Origin of the sequence: Clostridium sp. KNHs214, from assembly GCF_000744935.1 — a bacterium.
In the GTDB taxonomy this organism is placed as follows: domain Bacteria; phylum Bacillota; class Clostridia; order Clostridiales; family Clostridiaceae; genus Haloimpatiens.
In genome coordinates, this window is sequence record NZ_JQMW01000011.1 from 1,130,413 (window position 1) to 1,146,786 (window position 16,374).

A 16,374-nucleotide genomic window follows, 5' to 3' on the forward strand; every position below is an offset into this window, starting at 1 on the left:
TAAAATACTTTTTTTTAATTAAACATTTTATTTACAGTTAAAACTATATTCCATTTATCATAGAAAAGTGGTAAAATACAATATGTTCAGCAGGTATTCTTTTGAAACTTAACTGAATAAAATTTAATAAGGATCACAGCAAATTCGTCTTGTATCCTTAAAGGAATAAGAACGGAGGTAGTATTATGAATTTAGAATCACGTAATAATGCAAATCTTTCTAACAGAAAGGCAAAAACTAGACAATTGACAGTTGTAGGTATGCTATCTGCTATATCCATCATTTTGGGCATAACAGGTTATGGTTTTATACCTCTTCCTGGGGTCAAAGCAACCATTATGCATGTTCCTGTTATCATAGGAGCTTTAATCGAAGGCCCTGTGGTAGGTATATGTATAGGACTTATATTTGGAATCTTTAGTGTGTTTCAAAACATGATGGTGCCATCACTTTTATCTTTTGCATTTATGAATCCATTAGTATCAGTGCTCCCTAGGGTTATAATACCAATAGTTGCCTACTATACTTACAAGGCAATCCCTATTAAAAATAAAAATAATCCTATAAAAATTGGCATAGGAGCAGCATTGGGTTCTTTAACTAACACCGTTGGTGTCTTGGGAATGATGTACTTATTATATGCTGCAGAATTTGCAAAAGCTAGAAGTATTGATGCTTCTTTAGCAGGCAAGGCCATATTCGGTATTGGAGTTGCCAACGGAATTCCTGAGGCTATAGTAGCTGTAGCCATAACAATTCCTATAGTACTTGCAGTTAGAAAAATTGTAAAACATAAATAAAAAAATAATAGCTAGTCAAAGATTTGCTTAAGTCTATGACTAGCTACTAATTTTCTAAAAACTCAACTAACATTATTTATTTAAAGCTTCTAATAATTTTTCTATATCCATTCCGTGAACCATAGCCGCTTCTTCTAAAGTTTCAGCTTGAGCTGATGGACATCCAACACAACCCATACCAAAGTTCATTAAAATTGGAGCTGCCTCTGGTTTTTTGCTTAATATTTCACCTATTGTCATGTCTTTAGTTATCATTTATATCACTCCCTTCTTTGCAATTTTTATTTTATCACAAAAACTAGGTAAAAACACCATAAATTTATCATATTATAGTTTTCAATATTAGTGTTTACACAAAAACTTATTTTGTTACTAAGAACTTAATGGAAGAAAAAAATTCTATGTTTATTTGAATTTAATTTGTGTTATAAGCTCATTGCATCTTTGACTTATTATCTCTTTTCATGTACCTAAAAAAGGCATATAACCTGCACATCACAGGCTACATACCTTTATTTAATCTCTTTAGTTAATTTGTTTAATTAAATTTCACTTACTTTTATAGTTTGATCTCTTCTTGGTCCTACAGAAACTATAGACACCTTAACTCCTGTAACTTCTTCTATTTTCTTCAAATAAATCTTAGCATTTTCCGGAAGATCTTCGTATTTTCTAGCATCCTTAATACTTTCATCCCAACCATCAAACTCTTCATAAACAGGCTCACATTGAGCTAGTTTTTTAAGACTTGCTGGGAAGTAGTCTATAACTTCTCCATTGCACTTGTAGCCTACACAAACCTTTATTTTTTCAAGACCTGCTAGAGTATCTATTTTAGTTACTGCAAAGCTTGTAAGTCCTGATATTCTTGCAGAACTTTTTAGAATTACAAGGTCAAGCCACCCACATCTTCTAGCTCTTCCTGTAGTAACTCCAAATTCATGACCTTTTTCTCTTAACCAATCACCCATTTCATCTTCTAGCTCTGTTGGGAAAGGTCCCTTTCCTACTCTTGTAGTGTAAGCTTTAGCAATGCCTACAGCACTATTTAGCATAGTAGGTCCAACACCGCCTCCAGTACAAACACCTCCAGCTATAGTGTTAGAAGATGTTACAAATGGATATGTTCCGTAGTCTATATCAAGCAGTGTTCCTTGAGCACCCTCAAATAAAACATTCTTATCAGATTTTATAGCATCGTGTACAGTTACAGATATATCTTTTACAAATGGTCTCATTCTCTCTGCAAAATCTAAATATCTTTCGTATATTTCATTAAAATCTAAAGCTTCTCCGCCTAAAACTTTAGTTATGAATGGATTTTTTATATCTAAAGCAGCTTGTAATTTTTCTTTAAATGTATCTTCTTCTAAAATATCACATACTCTTATGCCGCTTCTTTCCATCTTATCTGTATAACAAGGTCCTATTCCCTTTCCCGTAGTTCCTATGTCATTTTTTCCCCTTTTGCTTTCCTTTAACTTATCCAATATCTTGTGGTATGGCATTATTAATTGTGCTCTATCGCTTATTAAAAGCTTTTCTGGAGTAACTTTTACTCCTAGTCCCTCTAAATAATCTATTTCGCTAAATAAAGCTTCTGGATCCACTACTACACCATTACCTATCACATTTAATTTATTATCATACAATATACCTGATGGTATTAAGTGAAGCTTATATTGTTTATCGCCTACCTCTACAGTATGTCCTGCGTTATTTCCTCCTTGGAATCTAACAACTACCTGAGCCTCTTCTGCTAAGTAATCAGTCATCTTTCCTTTTCCTTCGTCTCCCCATTGGGCACCTAAAATTACAAATGAAGACATATAAATTCCTCGCTTTCTTACCTCTTTAATATAAGAGTATTTCTAACCATAATTTAAAGTAATCTTAATTAATATATGATTTAAATTTTTAACAAATTATATTATACACTTTTTACGAACATTTGCATACTTTTTTTAAAAATCCTTCATGATTTTTATGTTCTAGACGTAATGTCCCTAGCCACTACTACTCCTGTAGTAGATGCCTGCATCAAACCTCTTGTTATTCCAGCTCCATCTCCTATTGTATATAGATTTTCTATAGATGTTTTGAAATTGTCATCTGTAGCAAACTTGCTTGAATAAAATTTAACCTCCACACCATAAAGTAGTGTGTTTTTACTGTATAAGCCTGGCGCAATATTGTCAAAAGCTTTAAGAGCTTCAACTATAGAAACTAAATGCCTTTGAGGAAGCACAAAGCTTAAGTCTCCTGGTACTGCTGATTTAAGAGTAGGTATTGTAGTTGATTTTTTAAGTCTTGATGCATTAGTTCTCCTTCCCTTTAATAAATCCCCTAATCTTTGCACCATTATTCTATCATCCGCAAGCATATTACCAAGTTTTGCAATGTATTTGCCATACTCTATAGGCTGATTAAAAGGCTCTGTAAAGGATGTAGAAACAAGCACTGCAAAGTTCGTGTTTTCTGTTCTAAGTTCCTTTTGAGAATAACTATGACCATTAACTACAGCTATTTTGCCATCATCATAGTGTTCCTCTGAAACCACTCCACCCGGATTCATGCAGAAAGTTCTAACTTTATTATCAAAGGTATCTGAATAGTAAACTAGTTTAGCTTCATATAGGTCTTTTGTTAAGTGGTCCATAACAGAATTAGGTACCTCCACTCTGACTCCTATATCTACTGCATTGTTTGTGACCTTTAAGTCCAATTTTTTAGCTTGATTAGAAAGCCACTCTGCTCCACCTCTTCCTGGCGCTACTACAACGAACTTCCCATTTATTTGCTTTTCCTCACCCTTATTTAATACCTTGACTCCTGCTGCCTTATTATCCTCAACTATTATATCTAAAGCTTCTGTTAGCTCACTAAATTCTGTATTTGTTTTCTCTACTAGATAATGATACATTCCTTTTAAAACTTCATAGGCCTTTTCTGTACCCAAATGTCTTACAGGACATTCTACAAGCCTTATATTGTGCTTACTTGCTTCATATTTTATTTCCTCAACTCTTTCATTATTAATTCCGTGAATTTCTTTATTTGCTCCAAAATTCAAGTAAATCTCATCGCAGTAATCTATAAGTTCTTTAGCCTGTTTTTCTGTATAATAATCTAAAAGCCTTCCGCCCACTTCTGGACTTAAGGATAGCTTACCATCTGAAAAGGCACCTGCTCCAGACCATCCATAGGTTATGCCACAAGGCTTACATCCCACACATTTTCCAGTAGTTCTTGCAGGACATTTTCTATTTTCTATATTTCTACCCTTGTCAATTATTAATAAACTCAAATTAGGATTCTTTTTAGTAACTTCTAATGCAGTAAATATTCCTGCTGGACCTGCTCCTATAATAATAACATCATAATTATTTTTCATAGGTTATCACCTCCTTATTTATAGTAGCAAACAGAATTTACAGAGTCAATAATAAATACGAATATTTTTTATTTTTTTTACCGTTATGTTCGTATTTGATGCTTTTACTTTTATTTTTCAAAAATAATGGATAATTTCATTCAATATTTTAAATATTAAAGGTTTATATGCTATAATTAGTTATTGTTACATGTATAAACGTAAAATATTATTTTCATTATATATTGTTTTCATTAGGGAATAATATTATTAATACTTTTGGAAAGGATGTGATTCCGTGAACATTCCAAATATATTAACAGTTTTTAGACTTGCGTTAGTCCCAGCTTTTGCATATATTTTCTTTTCACCTATAAAAAACAGCCTTTTTCTTTCCATAGCCATATTTTTAATAGCTGGAGCCACAGACGTACTGGATGGCTATATTGCTAGAAAGCACAATTTAGTTACTCGATTTGGAATAGTTATGGATCCTTTAGCTGATAAACTTATGCTTGTAACTGTTTTATATTGTCTTACTGTCAAAAACTATATAGTGTCTTGGGTACTTTGGGTAATAATATTAAAAGAACTTTCAATGATAATAGGCGGTACTTTACTTTTGAATAAACACATGGTAATTCCATCTAATATATTTGGCAAGATTTCTACCCTTTTATTTTATTTATCTATATTAATTTTAATATTTAGCAAAGAATTGGGAAAGATACTTATATACGTGGCCGTCGCCAGTGCTGTAGTGGCATTCTTTAACTATCTGATTATTTATGATAAAAATATCAATAAAGTAAAATATTAAAAGTCCTATTTGTCAAAGCTAGGACTTTTAATATTTCACTATCTCATGTAAAATCTTGATATAACTAGTTTATCTGTCAACTAGCTCATGCACATCATTTTCATGACTAGAATGTCAACTCATAATGCAACTACCTCACTCTTCCCACATATGTTCTACCATTTTTTCTATATCATCTTTTACTCTTTTGGTTTCCTCCACATCTACTTTTATTTCTTCTCCTATATCTATTACATCTCCCTCTTTTGCTTCTTTAGGGATTTTAACTCTCTCTATATCTATTATTTCTCCATTATCTAATTCCACCACTGCAAAATTTCCTTCAAACCTGTCGATTATTCCTTTCACTTTACAACCCCTCCATTTTCATTACACTACTTATAATAGTTTATATTATCATTTTTATAAATTATGTAAAAGCAGGTCTTCAAACAAAACTCTGTAAGCAATCTTGTTTTCCCTACTCTTCTTCTGCCATACATAACCACAAATTGAAAACTATCTTTCTCATATAATTTATTTAAAGCTTTTATTTCGTATTCTCTACCAATGAACATTTTACCCCTCCCATCTTTAAAATATTAGTTGACTTTTAATTTTTTACTTTTTTATTAAATAGATTTACGATTAATACTTGCCTTTATTATGCCCTTTCATAATTAAGTTAATTTAAATACTCACTTTATTGATTATTTGATGTTAACTTATAGAAATTTTTCAAAAACCTCTGTTGCTTATCCCGGTGGTAGTTTATATTAATTTGCACAAATGTCCATTTTCCTTAAGCCACTTTCTCCTATATTTATAATCTGGAATAACTTTCTCCACTTCCATCCAAAAATCTTTAGAGTGATCCATATGCCTAAGATGGCAAAGCTCATGTACTACAACATAATCTATTACATATGGCGGCGCCATTATGAGTTTCCAATTTAGAGTTATATTTCCCTTAGATGAACAACTACCCCATAAGGTTTTTACTTCTTTCACTGTTACCTTTTTAGGATATATCCCCATATTTTTAGAAAAAACCTCTACTCTTTCTTTAAAAAAATTCATTGCCTTTTTAATATAAAACTTTTTTATAGCTTCCTTTACATATTGTGTTCTAGCTTCATTATCATATAGATTATGAGCAATACTAACACATAAATTGCCTGTATCTATATACACCTGTTCATTATTATGTACATGCTTTACCAATTCTTTATCAAAACAATTAATTGCTGAAAAATCTTTGTCCAAAAAACCTCTGTTTTCCTCATGGTTCTTAAAGCAACTAAATATTTTTAAAGTATATTCTTTTCCCAGTAAATAAAACTTCTCCCCATTCTCAAATTTTCTACATGCTTTTTTAATCTGTCTCTCTCTCATTAATTCTAATTTTTTTTCAATCCATTTAGCCCTTTTTTCTAACGCCTCATCTATATAAACCTTTTTCAAATTAACAGGCACGAATATTATTATTTGACCCTCTTCAGTTATAGTTATACCTATGGTTCTTCGCCTGCTTCTTTTTAATGTATAATTTATTTCTTTTCCCTTATAAACAAAGCTATTCATATTGATTCCTTTCTTACTTCTATATCAAATATTTAATCTGTAGATAAATAATATGTAATACATTAATTATATTACATATATCAATATATAGAAATTAAACAATTCATAAGAAATTATAATATAGTAGTTTTTAATTAATATCAATTATCCCTTAGCCTACTATTAAATAAATTATAGGTTATTTTATTTATTGACAATAAGCAATTAAACTTTTATAATGAACATTGTTCATGTGAGAATAATATTTATCATTTCTATGATGATAATTACTAAAAAATAAGAATACAATTGAAATTTTGCATATAAAAATATTAATTTGACTGAACAAATATAATTATACTAGGAGAAATATATTATGTTAGTTTACGCTATAATCTTTATTAATTTAGCTCTTGTGTTTTACACAATAGGAGTTTGGAGCGAAAAGAAACAGGGTACATTAAAAAAGTGGCATGTTATTATATTTTGGTTAGGCTTAGTTTGTGATACCTTAGGGACTACTGCAATGGGTAAAATAGCTGGTACAGGCTTTAAACTTAATTTTCATGGCATAACAGGATTACTAGCAATATTACTAATGCTTTTCCATGCATTATGGGCATCCGTAGTATTGTTTAAAAATAATAAAGAAATGAAATTAAAATTCCATAAGTTTAGTATAATAGTATGGATTATTTGGTTAATTCCTTTTTTATCTGGAGCTATGTTTGGAATGACAATATAATTTAATTTATTTCTTTCATAAATCTAGATATATCCAAAAAAACTTCTTTGTGTTATAATTTTAAATAAGTTTTTATATAAATATAGAAGATCTTATAATAAAAATACTTTTATTATTTTAGTAAGACTTTATTTTACGTAAACATTAGAGGAGGTGTAAAAATGGACTTAAAGGTTAGTTTCTGTATGCAAGATTATCTTGCTATAGTTCAAAACATAACATTCAATTTTGGGTACTTTAGGGAAAGTGCGTCCAAAATTAAATATTATGTAAACTAACTTTAAGTAGCATCTTTATACTTTTTTCGGTTGAAATATATTATTATAACCTCATTAAACCTAAGTAGAAAGACTCTGCTTAGGTTTTTTTGTATGCACTAGGGATGGGTGGGATAATGTAACACTTTCAGTAAACTTTAAATGCGTTATTATGGAGGTTTTAAAAATGAATTATAAAAAAAATTTACGAAGAAATATAAATTTAAATTATCTGTTTGTTTTTTTAAACAGATTAGACTTAACTCAAGGAGTATGGATGATATACCTCGCTAGTAGGGGATTATCTCTTGCTAAACTTGGCATGTTAGAGGGTATATTCCACATAACATCCTTTCTTATGGAAGTTCCCACAGGTGCTGTTGCAGATATTTATGGACGAAAAGTCAGCAGAACCTTAGGAAGGGTATTCTGTATTATAAGTAATATTGTATTGATTTTATCTACCAACTTCTATCTATTTGCTCTTTCTTTCGCAATACTTGCCATATCCTATAATTTAGAATCTGGTGCTGGAGAGGCTCTGCTTTATGATTCTCTTAAAGAGTTAGGCGAAGAAAAAAGCTATATGAAAATAAATGGTTTTAATGAAATGATATTAGAAATAAGCTGTATATTTTCCCTTATGCTAGGTGGATACTTAGCTCACAAAAACTACCTATGGCCCTTTGCTTTAAGTGCAGTTTTTGCAGGCATAGCTCTTTTAGAATCAACTTTTTTTCAAGAACCTAGTGTAGGTAGAAACAAAAATTTAGATAATCTACATCCTCTTAAAGTTTTTAAAAATCAAACTTTAAATAGCTTTAAAATAGTAAAAAGCACTAAAAAAATATCCTTACTTATTATATTTGCAGAAGTTATGGCAGTGTTTGGAACTAGTCTCTTCTACTATTTGCAAAACTATTGGAAAGGTAACGGCTTAAATGAATTTAAAATAGGAATTATATTTGCTATTTCCTCATTAATAAATGCCTTTATAGCTCCCAATGTGCATAAAATAGAAAAGCTTTTTAAAGAACGTATTTTATTAATTTTTTTACCTATAGCCACATGCATTTGCATATGGTGCATAGCTTTTACAAACTATTCCTATGTGTTTTTTATAGCTATAGAAATACTCCAAACTATAATGTATATTGTAACCAGTGATTATTTAAACAAACTTATTCCTAGCGAAAACAGAGCAACCATTCTATCTTTCCAAAGCATGGTATTTAGCTTTTTTATGATATTTCTATTCCCTCTCATAGGGAAAATAGGCGATCTATTTACTCTAAACACTGCTTTTAAGTTCCTTGGATTTACCTCTGGAATTTTTGCTATATTAAATGTTTTTATAATCTGTTGCAACAATAAATAAGAATATTGTGAAGCAAGTGCAATAAGAAAAATCTGTCTTTAAGTCCACAATAAATATATTTTATTAGACTGTTCGCAATACGCCAAGGAATTCTAATGTTTTCAAATTTCAATCCCCTAAAGCTTTCAAACTCGCTTCTGACGGCGCTCAAACATGAAAGCTTCTTAACGGGTATTGAAATTTGAAAACAAAGAATTTCTAAAGCTAGCTCAATAGTCTAAGAAAATATATTTATTGTTACCTTAAAGACAGATTTTTCAGTTCATGCATAGGCTATCAGAGGAGGAACACAGCTGACTAAAGGATGATTTTCCTCCGCTTCGCTATGTAAAATCTTTAATTTATAAATAGAAAGGCGCTCATAATATTTTTTAGGCGGAGCCTTTCGAAAGGTTATATGGTACCTATTAAAATAAAATAATAACTAAAATTCAATTGATTTTGCCGTAAGGCAGTTGTTTGTACAAATCAGATTTTGTAATTTAGACCAGGTAAGAGGTATTACTTCTTATCTATTACCTATTACCTATTACTTATTACTTATTACTTATCTACAAGTTCTTATTTATCTAACAATTAAAGTTATATATTTTTATATAAATCCTAATCATGCCTACGTATTTAGGCTGGCTATCGCCAATAAAAAATTTTTAAGCCCTTAAAGAAAAGCTATAACTACTCCATTTAATAAAACAGTTATAGCTTTTTGTTATCCCATTTATTTAATTAAAGATTTTCCGTAACATAGTGGAGGAAAATCATCCTTTAGTAGGCTTCTCTCTCCAACCATAAACATATTAAACTAAAAATCTGATTTTAATGTAGTAATAAATGTGTAATTGGGGACTATTGAACTAGCCTTAGTTCTTATGTCTCACAGTTAAAGACCCGTTAAGAAGCTTTCATTATTTGAGCAATGTAAGAAGCGAGTTTGAAAGCTTTAGGGGCTTTAACTGTGAGACATTTAGAAGTTCTTGGCGTATTGTGAACAGTCCCCAATTACACATTTATTACGGAATTAAAATCAGATTTTCTTCAATGTATTATGTCTCAATATATGTTAACAGTTCACTAAGCTTAGTGCCCGTTTCCATTTCTGCCTCACTTAATATGCCTCTGGCTATTTCTCTAAATTTTCTATAGTCATCATTGAGCTTTTCTAAGTACAAATCAAACTGATTTCCCTTTCCTCCTACGCTATTCATAAGGTCTGCTCCTTTTTTCAGGTTATCCATATAACTATCCCTAAAGTTTTTATCATCCCTTAAAGATTTTAAAAATTTTACATTAGCTTCTTTAACTTCCTTTATAGTTTTTTTATCTTTCTCCAATATACTTTTCACAAATTTATTTTTATTTTTTATAAACTCATCTAAAGCTTCTTCTCCCATAGTATCTATCATTTTAATAAATGGATGGTCTTCCTCTGCTTCTTCTAAGTTATCTAAAAACTCTACCATATCTAACCATGTTTTTCTCTTCTCACCATTAGATATACGTATATCTAAAAAAGCCCCATAATTTGCCACAAACATTTTACCAAAGCTACCAGGAAAAGTTCGCATAATAGCCTCCCCTATATATTCCTTTTTATCTTCTATAGAAAGCTCTAAGCTTTTATTTAATTTATTTATACTGCTGCCTATGTCTTCAATGTTTTTATAATCACAAAACTCTTTTTCTAAAAAACTCTGTACAACACTTTTAGTATTCTCAAGACTTACCATTTCATTTTGTATTTTTTCTAATTTTTCCTTCATGATCTCTGGAATTGTTTTAACTCCATCCATGACATTTTTTATATTTTTTGTACTAATGTCCAAATTTCTTAGAGCACCAATTAAGTTTAGTTTAATAATATCTTCTTTGCTAAATTCCCTATAATTGTTTTCTGGATTTTTTTCTGGATGTATAAGTCCCTCACTCTCATAATACTTTATAGCCTTTTTAGTTAATCCTGTCCTTGCAGATGCTTCCTTAATATTCATTTTATTCCCTCCACACCGTATATATTTACCTATGAATATATTATTTATATTAGACTTAATTAATAGTTTTAAATAATTTTTATCTTTACATATTCATATGTTAACTATACTATATTCCTATCTCCAAGGTGCAGGTCAACACAAAAAATTAAACAACCGATTCACATATGCCCTAATCACATATGAATCGGTTGTTAAGTAGATCCTAATTCTTTTATAAAACTTTCATCTATTATTTGAATTCTAAAACCTTCCTTTCCCTATAGTCTTCCTAGAAAAATTTCTTCCTTGAAGCTACACATATTAAACTAAAATCTTTTAACTATTTTACAACTAATTACACTTTTTATTGTTAAATGACTTGTATTTCTAATAATATATTAATCTACTAATTTAAATAAATTAGTAATCATTATTTACCACTTACTAATTCACCTTTAAATCACTTAAACAACTTATATCTTATTTACTAAACTAATAATTTGCTTATTATAAGATTTAGAAATTTCCACTAAATTTTTAATTACTGAATACATAACCTTTAGGGTTATTATAAGAATTAGGATCTACGACTCTAGAATTTTCTGACTATCCCATGGGTCTGTACCTTCACTTTCTACAAATTAGTGGCTTAATATTCTTTGGGTAAATAAATTAATTTTTTGGTGGTATCACTCCTTCCATTTACTCAATATATTTTCTATCACTCCATTAACCCTTTGATATAGTGGAGTTTTACTTAAGTAATTATTGTTTTATTTTTGTTACTACAATAATATAATATTCTGATAATTTTGTCAATGCTTTTCGATGGTTTTTTAAGAATTTTTTGTATATTGAAATGTCTATATATGTTATCTGTCATTTATTCATTTTTATTCCACTTTACGCTCCTAATAATCAAATAGTGAAACTATTATAGACTATAATCATATTTATACTTTTCTCTTTACATTTTCACAATTGATATTTCTCTAATAAACAGTATTACAATATTTTAAAATAAGCACCAGAGTCTTGGATATATTTTAAATCCTCAATCTCTAGCACCCACTTTACTTTTTACCCCTTTATTTTATTCCCCTATTAGCATTTCTGTGAATTTTGTATTCCTCATCTAAAAAGCTGGAACTATACTCCCATTATATTTTTCTTCTATGAATTTCTTAATCTCAGGTGAAGTTAAAACCTTTGATAAAGCTTTTATATGTTTTTTATCCTTATCTTCTTTTTTTACAGCTATTATGTTTGCATAAGGTGAATCCTTGTCTTCAAGAACTAGAGCATCTTTTGTTGGGTTTAGTTTTGCTTCAATGGCAAAATTAGTGTTTATAACTGCAGCATCTACATCTGAAAGTATTCTTGGAAGCTGCGGTGCATCTACTTCTGTTATCTTTAACTTCTTTTTATTTTCTGTAATATCTAATTTAGAAATAACATCTCCATCCTTAACCTTTATAAGTCCGGCACTTTGTAGAACTTTAAGAGCTCTTGAGCCATTAGTTGGATCATTAGGAACTGCTATCTCTGCACCATCTTTTATATCTTTTATGTCCTTTAACTTCTTTGAATATACCCCCATAGGTTCAATATGAACTTTTACAGTGTAGTCTAAGTCTAATTTTTTTTCTTCTACAGTCTTATTTAAAAATGGAACATGTTGAAAAAAATTAGCATCTAATTGACCTTCTGCAAGAGCTATGTTAGGTGTTTGATAATCTGTAAATTCCACTATTTTTATAGTATATCCTTCTTTCTTAATTAATTCCCCAGCCTTTTCTAATATTTCTCTATGAGGAACTGGTGATGCTCCCACTACTATTTCTTTCTTATCTTTTTCATCTCTAGCACTCTTTTGATCACCTTCTGTTTTGGCTCCACAACCTACTATGGCCGTGCTTAAAAATAAAACTCCTAGCAATGCACATATTTTCCTTTTCATTTTAAAATTCCTCCTTCTTATATCTCGTGTATATCCCTATACACCAATTGATTTTACTTACTTTATACATAAACTACATTAATCTATGCAGTCTATAATTTATTAGTTCTGGGCTTTCCCTTCATTTACTTAATCTGAAGTGGAAGCTTCTTAATTAGAATTTATTTACTTAGTCTTTTGTATGCAATATCTCCAATCCCCTGAATTAACTGCACAAGAACCACTAATATTATTATGGTATACACCATTACTGGAGTGTTGAATCTATAATAACCATATTTAATAGCTACATCACCTAGTCCACCAGCTCCTACAACTCCTGCCATAGCTGAATAACCAATTAAATTTATTACGGTTAAAGTTATTCCCCTAAGCATTGACGGAAATGCTTCTGGAAATATTACCTTAACTAATATTTGAAAAGTACTAGCACCAAGAGATTTCGCGGCTTCTATAAGTCCGTATTCCACTTCCTTTAATGAAGACTCAATAACCCTTGCTGCAAATGGAAAGGCCCCTATAGTCAACGGCACTATTGCTGCTGTTCTACCTATACTTTTACCCACCATAGCCTTAGTAAGGGGAATCACTGCTATCATAAGTATTATGAATGGAAAAGACCTTAATATATTTATAACGCCATCTACTATGCGATAAATAAATTTATTAGGTTTAAGCCCTTTCTCCTCAGTTACAACTAAAACAACTCCAAATATTAGACCAATTATAAGTGCAAAAACCGTAGAGTAAAATACCATATAAATTGTGTCTTTTAATGCTGGAATAAAAACTTCATTAATCAATTAAACCACCTCCCATCCTATATTTTTTGAATCTAAATAATCACATATATCTTTCTTATAGTCCTTATCTACATTTATAATTAAACTTCCTAAAACTTCTTGTTTAAAGTTCTCTAGCTTTCCCCATACTATAGAAAAATCTATTTGAAGTTCTCTAGCCATGGATGTAATTATTGATTGATTACTTACTTCAGAAGGGAAGAAAATTTTTATATTAATTCCCTGTACTGGTAAGAGCTCGTCCCCACATAGCAAATCCTTTAATTCTCCTTCAGGGGTTAAGAACAATTCCTTGACTAAGCCACAATCCTTAATTTCCCCATCTTTCATAAGCACGATTCTATTACACACCTGCTTTATAACTTCCATCTGATGTGTAACTATTATTACTGTTATACCCTGTTTCTCACTTATTTCTCTTATGAGATTTAATATTGAATTTGTGGTTTGAGGATCCAATGCTGAAGTAGCTTCATCACATAGCAATATCTTTGGATCCATTGCTAGTGCCCTAGCAATGGCTACCCTCTGCTTTTGCCCACCACTTAACTCTTTAGGTTTGCTTTTAGCCTTATTTTCAAGGCCTACAAGTTTCAAAAGCTCTTTAACCTTTTTATCAATATATCCCTTATCTTTCTTCCAAACCTTAAGTGGAAGAGCCACATTGTCATATACATTCTTAGAGTTCAACAAATTAAAATTTTGAAATATCATTCCCATGTCTTTTCTTAAATTTCTCATTTCTTTGTTCTTTAAATCTATTACTTCTGCTCCCATTACCTTAATGCTGCCTTCATCATAGCTTTCTAACCCATTTAAGCATCTAAGCAAAGTAGACTTTCCCGCTCCACTATGACCTATAATTCCAAAAATTTCACCTGTATTTACACTTAGACTTACATTCTTAAGGACTTTAGAATTTCCAAAGCTCTTATTTATATTAGTAACCTCTATAATACTTGATTTTTCACAATTATTTTCCATTTCTTCTTCCTCCTTATAAGGTTAAACCTAAATTTAAAACTCAATTAATATTTCCAAAGAAATATTTTATATAATAAGAAAAGACCCGAGAATATCTCGAGCCTTGAAATATCCTCATCTTTCGGCATTGCCGCTGGATTTAGCACCTTTACTGCCTTTTGCAGTATGGTTGCTGAGCTTCATAGGGCCAGTCCCTCCACATCTCTTGATAAGTTCAATATTTATTTTTAAAAACAACTTTCCAAATAATTTTTCAAATTTACCATTACTAATTTCAATAATAATTCTATTGATTAACTACTTATAAAAAAATTAAAAGCCTGAGGACATCCTCAGGCTAAACCTTCAATGTATCCTCATCTTTCGGCAATTGCCGCTGGATTTAGCACCTTTATTGCTATTTACAATATGGTTGCTGAGCTTCATAGGGCCAGTCCCTCCGCATCTCTTGATAAGATATAATATTTATTTTTAAATCGTTATTTAAGATTATATTAGCTTTTTTTTATAATGTCAACATATTTTTTGCTTCAAAAGCAAATTTTCTGATTGATTTTTGATAATGTCTTAGTATACCACATTTGATTATGTTCCAAATATTAATTAAACATATTACAATATTTTTATTGCTTGCACAGTTGTGTAAATATAACTTCAGTGCTATAATCACTTATTACATAGTGAAATCACTGGTTTTTATACCAATAATAATTCATAATATATACAATGTTTTTGTGCTAAAATTGAGATAATGTTTTATGAAAAGTGAGGTGTTTTTTATGAGTAATGTTGCAGGAAGTGGCTGTGAAATATTAGTGCCCTTTAATGAAAGAAAGCCTCTTAAGGAAATTGAGAGAAGTATAGTAAAAACCTATAGAAAGAATATATGGTCAAAATTTATTAAAGCCATAAAGGATTATAAGTTAGTGGAGGATGGAGATAAAATAGCTGTAGCTATTTCTGGTGGAAAGGATAGCTTATTAATGGCTAAACTATTTCAAGAACTCCAACGTCATGGTCAAATGAAATTTGATTTAGAATTTATAGCCATGGATCCAGGTTACCATGAGGATATTAAGAAATTACTAATAGACAACTGTAAGTATTTAAATATTCCTGTTAACATATTTGAATCTGGTATATTTAATATAGTAGACAATATCGCACAAGATTATCCTTGTTATATGTGTGCAAGAATGCGAAGAGGTGCATTATATTCAAAGGCACAGGAGTTAGGTTGTAATAAACTAGCCCTTGGACATCATTTTGATGATGTTATAGAAACAACCCTATTAAATGTATTGTATTCTGGGAATTTTAAAACCATGCTTCCAAAATTAAAATCCTCTAACTTTAAAGGATTACATTTAATAAGACCACTGTATTATATTAATGAGCGTCATATTGAGCGTTTTACTCAAAATAGCGGCATTTGGCCTCTTAATTGTGCATGCATGGTGGCAGCTAAAAAAATAGGAAATAAGCGTTATGAAATTAAAGATTTAATTAAGCAAATGAAGCAAAATTTTATGGATGTTGATAAATCCATATTCAGGGCTGCCCAAAATGTTAATATGGACTCAATTTTAGGCTGGGAGAAGGATGGAGAAAAACATTCTTATTTGGATTTTTATGATGAAGATTGACTTTTAAAAATAAAAGGAGCTGGATGAATACATTACTAAATTATCAAGATTTAAATTATTAACGCTCTCGATGATTTATTTATCCTGCTCTTAACC

General features: G+C 30.3%; 15 protein-coding genes and 2 riboswitches. Of the genes, 5 read left to right on the forward strand and 10 right to left on the reverse strand.

Translation table 11 applies throughout. The annotated features are described in order from the left end of the window. Positions 1 to 185 precede the first annotated feature (185 nt). A complete protein-coding gene (locus CC89_RS13865) occupies positions 186 to 800 on the forward strand; it encodes an ECF transporter S component (RefSeq protein WP_035293043.1) in 615 nt (204 codons plus the stop codon). A gap of 72 nt (positions 801 to 872) precedes the next feature. Here the strand turns inward: CC89_RS13865 and CC89_RS13870 are convergent, their stop codons facing one another. From CC89_RS13870 to CC89_RS13880, 3 genes are all read right to left on the reverse strand, one after another. Next, complete coding sequence (locus tag CC89_RS13870; RefSeq protein ID WP_035293045.1) at positions 873 to 1,055, reverse strand: DUF1858 domain-containing protein; 183 nt, start codon at positions 1,053 to 1,055, stop codon at positions 873 to 875. 287 nt (positions 1,056 to 1,342) lie between these two features. Further along, positions 1,343 to 2,629 (reverse strand): adenylosuccinate synthase, encoded by a 1,287-nt coding sequence (locus tag CC89_RS13875; protein WP_035293046.1) that lies wholly within the window; start codon positions 2,627 to 2,629, stop codon positions 1,343 to 1,345. A gap of 155 nt (positions 2,630 to 2,784) precedes the next feature. After that, positions 2,785 to 4,194, reverse strand: coding sequence for an NAD(P)/FAD-dependent oxidoreductase (locus CC89_RS13880; protein ID WP_035293048.1), 1,410 nt, complete (start codon positions 4,192 to 4,194; stop codon positions 2,785 to 2,787). A 277-nt stretch (positions 4,195 to 4,471) separates the two neighbouring features. Between CC89_RS13880 and pgsA the strand changes: the two genes are divergently transcribed. Further along, positions 4,472 to 4,993, forward strand: a complete 522-nt coding sequence (pgsA, locus tag CC89_RS13885) for a CDP-diacylglycerol--glycerol-3-phosphate 3-phosphatidyltransferase (RefSeq protein WP_035293049.1) — start codon at positions 4,472 to 4,474, stop codon at positions 4,991 to 4,993. Positions 4,994 to 5,128: 135 nt separating this feature from the next. On the opposite strand, the gene CC89_RS13890 is transcribed toward pgsA, so the two are convergent. From CC89_RS13890 to CC89_RS13900, 3 genes are all read right to left on the reverse strand, one after another. Continuing rightward, positions 5,129 to 5,341 (reverse strand): DUF3006 domain-containing protein, encoded by a 213-nt coding sequence (locus CC89_RS13890; RefSeq protein WP_035293051.1) that lies wholly within the window; start codon positions 5,339 to 5,341, stop codon positions 5,129 to 5,131. A 26-nt stretch (positions 5,342 to 5,367) separates the two neighbouring features. After that, positions 5,368 to 5,550 (reverse strand): ATP-binding protein, encoded by a 183-nt coding sequence (locus tag CC89_RS13895; protein ID WP_035293053.1) that lies wholly within the window; start codon positions 5,548 to 5,550, stop codon positions 5,368 to 5,370. A gap of 193 nt (positions 5,551 to 5,743) precedes the next feature. Further along, a complete protein-coding gene (locus CC89_RS13900) occupies positions 5,744 to 6,556 on the reverse strand; it encodes a M48 family metallopeptidase (protein WP_035293056.1) in 813 nt (270 codons plus the stop codon). Between the two features lie 355 nt (positions 6,557 to 6,911). Here CC89_RS13900 and CC89_RS13905 point away from each other — a divergent pair, with 355 nt between their 5' ends. Continuing rightward, a complete protein-coding gene (locus CC89_RS13905) occupies positions 6,912 to 7,280 on the forward strand; it encodes an HsmA family protein (protein WP_035293059.1) in 369 nt (122 codons plus the stop codon). Positions 7,281 to 7,724: 444 nt separating this feature from the next. Then, a complete protein-coding gene (locus CC89_RS13910; protein ID WP_051931786.1) occupies positions 7,725 to 8,915 on the forward strand; it encodes an MFS transporter in 1,191 nt (396 codons plus the stop codon). A 1,043-nt stretch (positions 8,916 to 9,958) separates the two neighbouring features. On the opposite strand, the gene CC89_RS20045 is transcribed toward CC89_RS13910, so the two are convergent. The 4 genes from CC89_RS20045 to CC89_RS13930 all read right to left on the reverse strand — a co-directional run bounded on the left by CC89_RS20045 (position 9,959) and on the right by CC89_RS13930 (position 14,605). Next, positions 9,959 to 10,903, reverse strand: a complete 945-nt coding sequence (locus CC89_RS20045) for a MerR family transcriptional regulator (RefSeq protein ID WP_081897058.1) — start codon at positions 10,901 to 10,903, stop codon at positions 9,959 to 9,961. A gap of 1,117 nt (positions 10,904 to 12,020) precedes the next feature. Continuing rightward, the gene (locus tag CC89_RS13920) at positions 12,021 to 12,845 is read right to left on the reverse strand and encodes a MetQ/NlpA family ABC transporter substrate-binding protein (protein WP_035293065.1); all 825 of its coding nucleotides are present in this window, start codon (positions 12,843 to 12,845) and stop codon (positions 12,021 to 12,023) included. Between the two features lie 161 nt (positions 12,846 to 13,006). Continuing rightward, positions 13,007 to 13,648 (reverse strand): methionine ABC transporter permease, encoded by a 642-nt coding sequence (locus tag CC89_RS13925; RefSeq protein WP_035293068.1) that lies wholly within the window; start codon positions 13,646 to 13,648, stop codon positions 13,007 to 13,009. Next, entirely contained in the window at positions 13,649 to 14,605 is a 957-nt protein-coding gene (locus tag CC89_RS13930; protein WP_035293652.1) for a methionine ABC transporter ATP-binding protein, read from the reverse strand. It lies immediately after the preceding gene. Between the two features lie 138 nt (positions 14,606 to 14,743). After that, a riboswitch (SAM riboswitch) is annotated at positions 14,744 to 14,847 on the reverse strand. A 138-nt stretch (positions 14,848 to 14,985) separates the two neighbouring features. Then, positions 14,986 to 15,090: riboswitch (SAM riboswitch) on the reverse strand. A 321-nt stretch (positions 15,091 to 15,411) separates the two neighbouring features. Here CC89_RS13930 and CC89_RS13935 point away from each other — a divergent pair. Beyond that, complete coding sequence (locus tag CC89_RS13935; RefSeq protein ID WP_035293070.1) at positions 15,412 to 16,278, forward strand: tRNA 2-thiocytidine biosynthesis TtcA family protein; 867 nt, start codon at positions 15,412 to 15,414, stop codon at positions 16,276 to 16,278. Positions 16,279 to 16,374: the final 96 nt, after the last annotated feature.

Excerpts from the sequence above, each read along its gene's own strand:
- CC89_RS13865 (WP_035293043.1), top strand. The coding sequence starts at position 186 with ATGAATTTAGAATCACGTAATAATGCAAATCTTTCTAACAGAAAGGCA.
- CC89_RS13870 (WP_035293045.1), bottom strand. The coding sequence starts at position 1,055 with ATGATAACTAAAGACATGACAATAGGTGAAATATTAAGCAAAAAACCA.
- CC89_RS13875 (WP_035293046.1), bottom strand. The coding sequence starts at position 2,629 with ATGTCTTCATTTGTAATTTTAGGTGCCCAATGGGGAGACGAAGGAAAA.
- CC89_RS13880 (WP_035293048.1), bottom strand. The coding sequence starts at position 4,194 with ATGAAAAATAATTATGATGTTATTATTATAGGAGCAGGTCCAGCAGGA.
- CC89_RS13895 (WP_035293053.1), bottom strand. The coding sequence starts at position 5,550 with ATGTTCATTGGTAGAGAATACGAAATAAAAGCTTTAAATAAATTATAT.
- CC89_RS13900 (WP_035293056.1), bottom strand. The coding sequence starts at position 6,556 with ATGAATAGCTTTGTTTATAAGGGAAAAGAAATAAATTATACATTAAAA.
- CC89_RS13905 (WP_035293059.1), top strand. The coding sequence starts at position 6,912 with ATGTTAGTTTACGCTATAATCTTTATTAATTTAGCTCTTGTGTTTTAC.
- CC89_RS13910 (WP_051931786.1), top strand. The coding sequence starts at position 7,725 with ATGAATTATAAAAAAAATTTACGAAGAAATATAAATTTAAATTATCTG.
- CC89_RS20045 (WP_081897058.1), bottom strand. The coding sequence starts at position 10,903 with ATGAATATTAAGGAAGCATCTGCAAGGACAGGATTAACTAAAAAGGCT.
- CC89_RS13920 (WP_035293065.1), bottom strand. The coding sequence starts at position 12,845 with ATGAAAAGGAAAATATGTGCATTGCTAGGAGTTTTATTTTTAAGCACG.
- CC89_RS13935 (WP_035293070.1), top strand. The coding sequence starts at position 15,412 with ATGAGTAATGTTGCAGGAAGTGGCTGTGAAATATTAGTGCCCTTTAAT.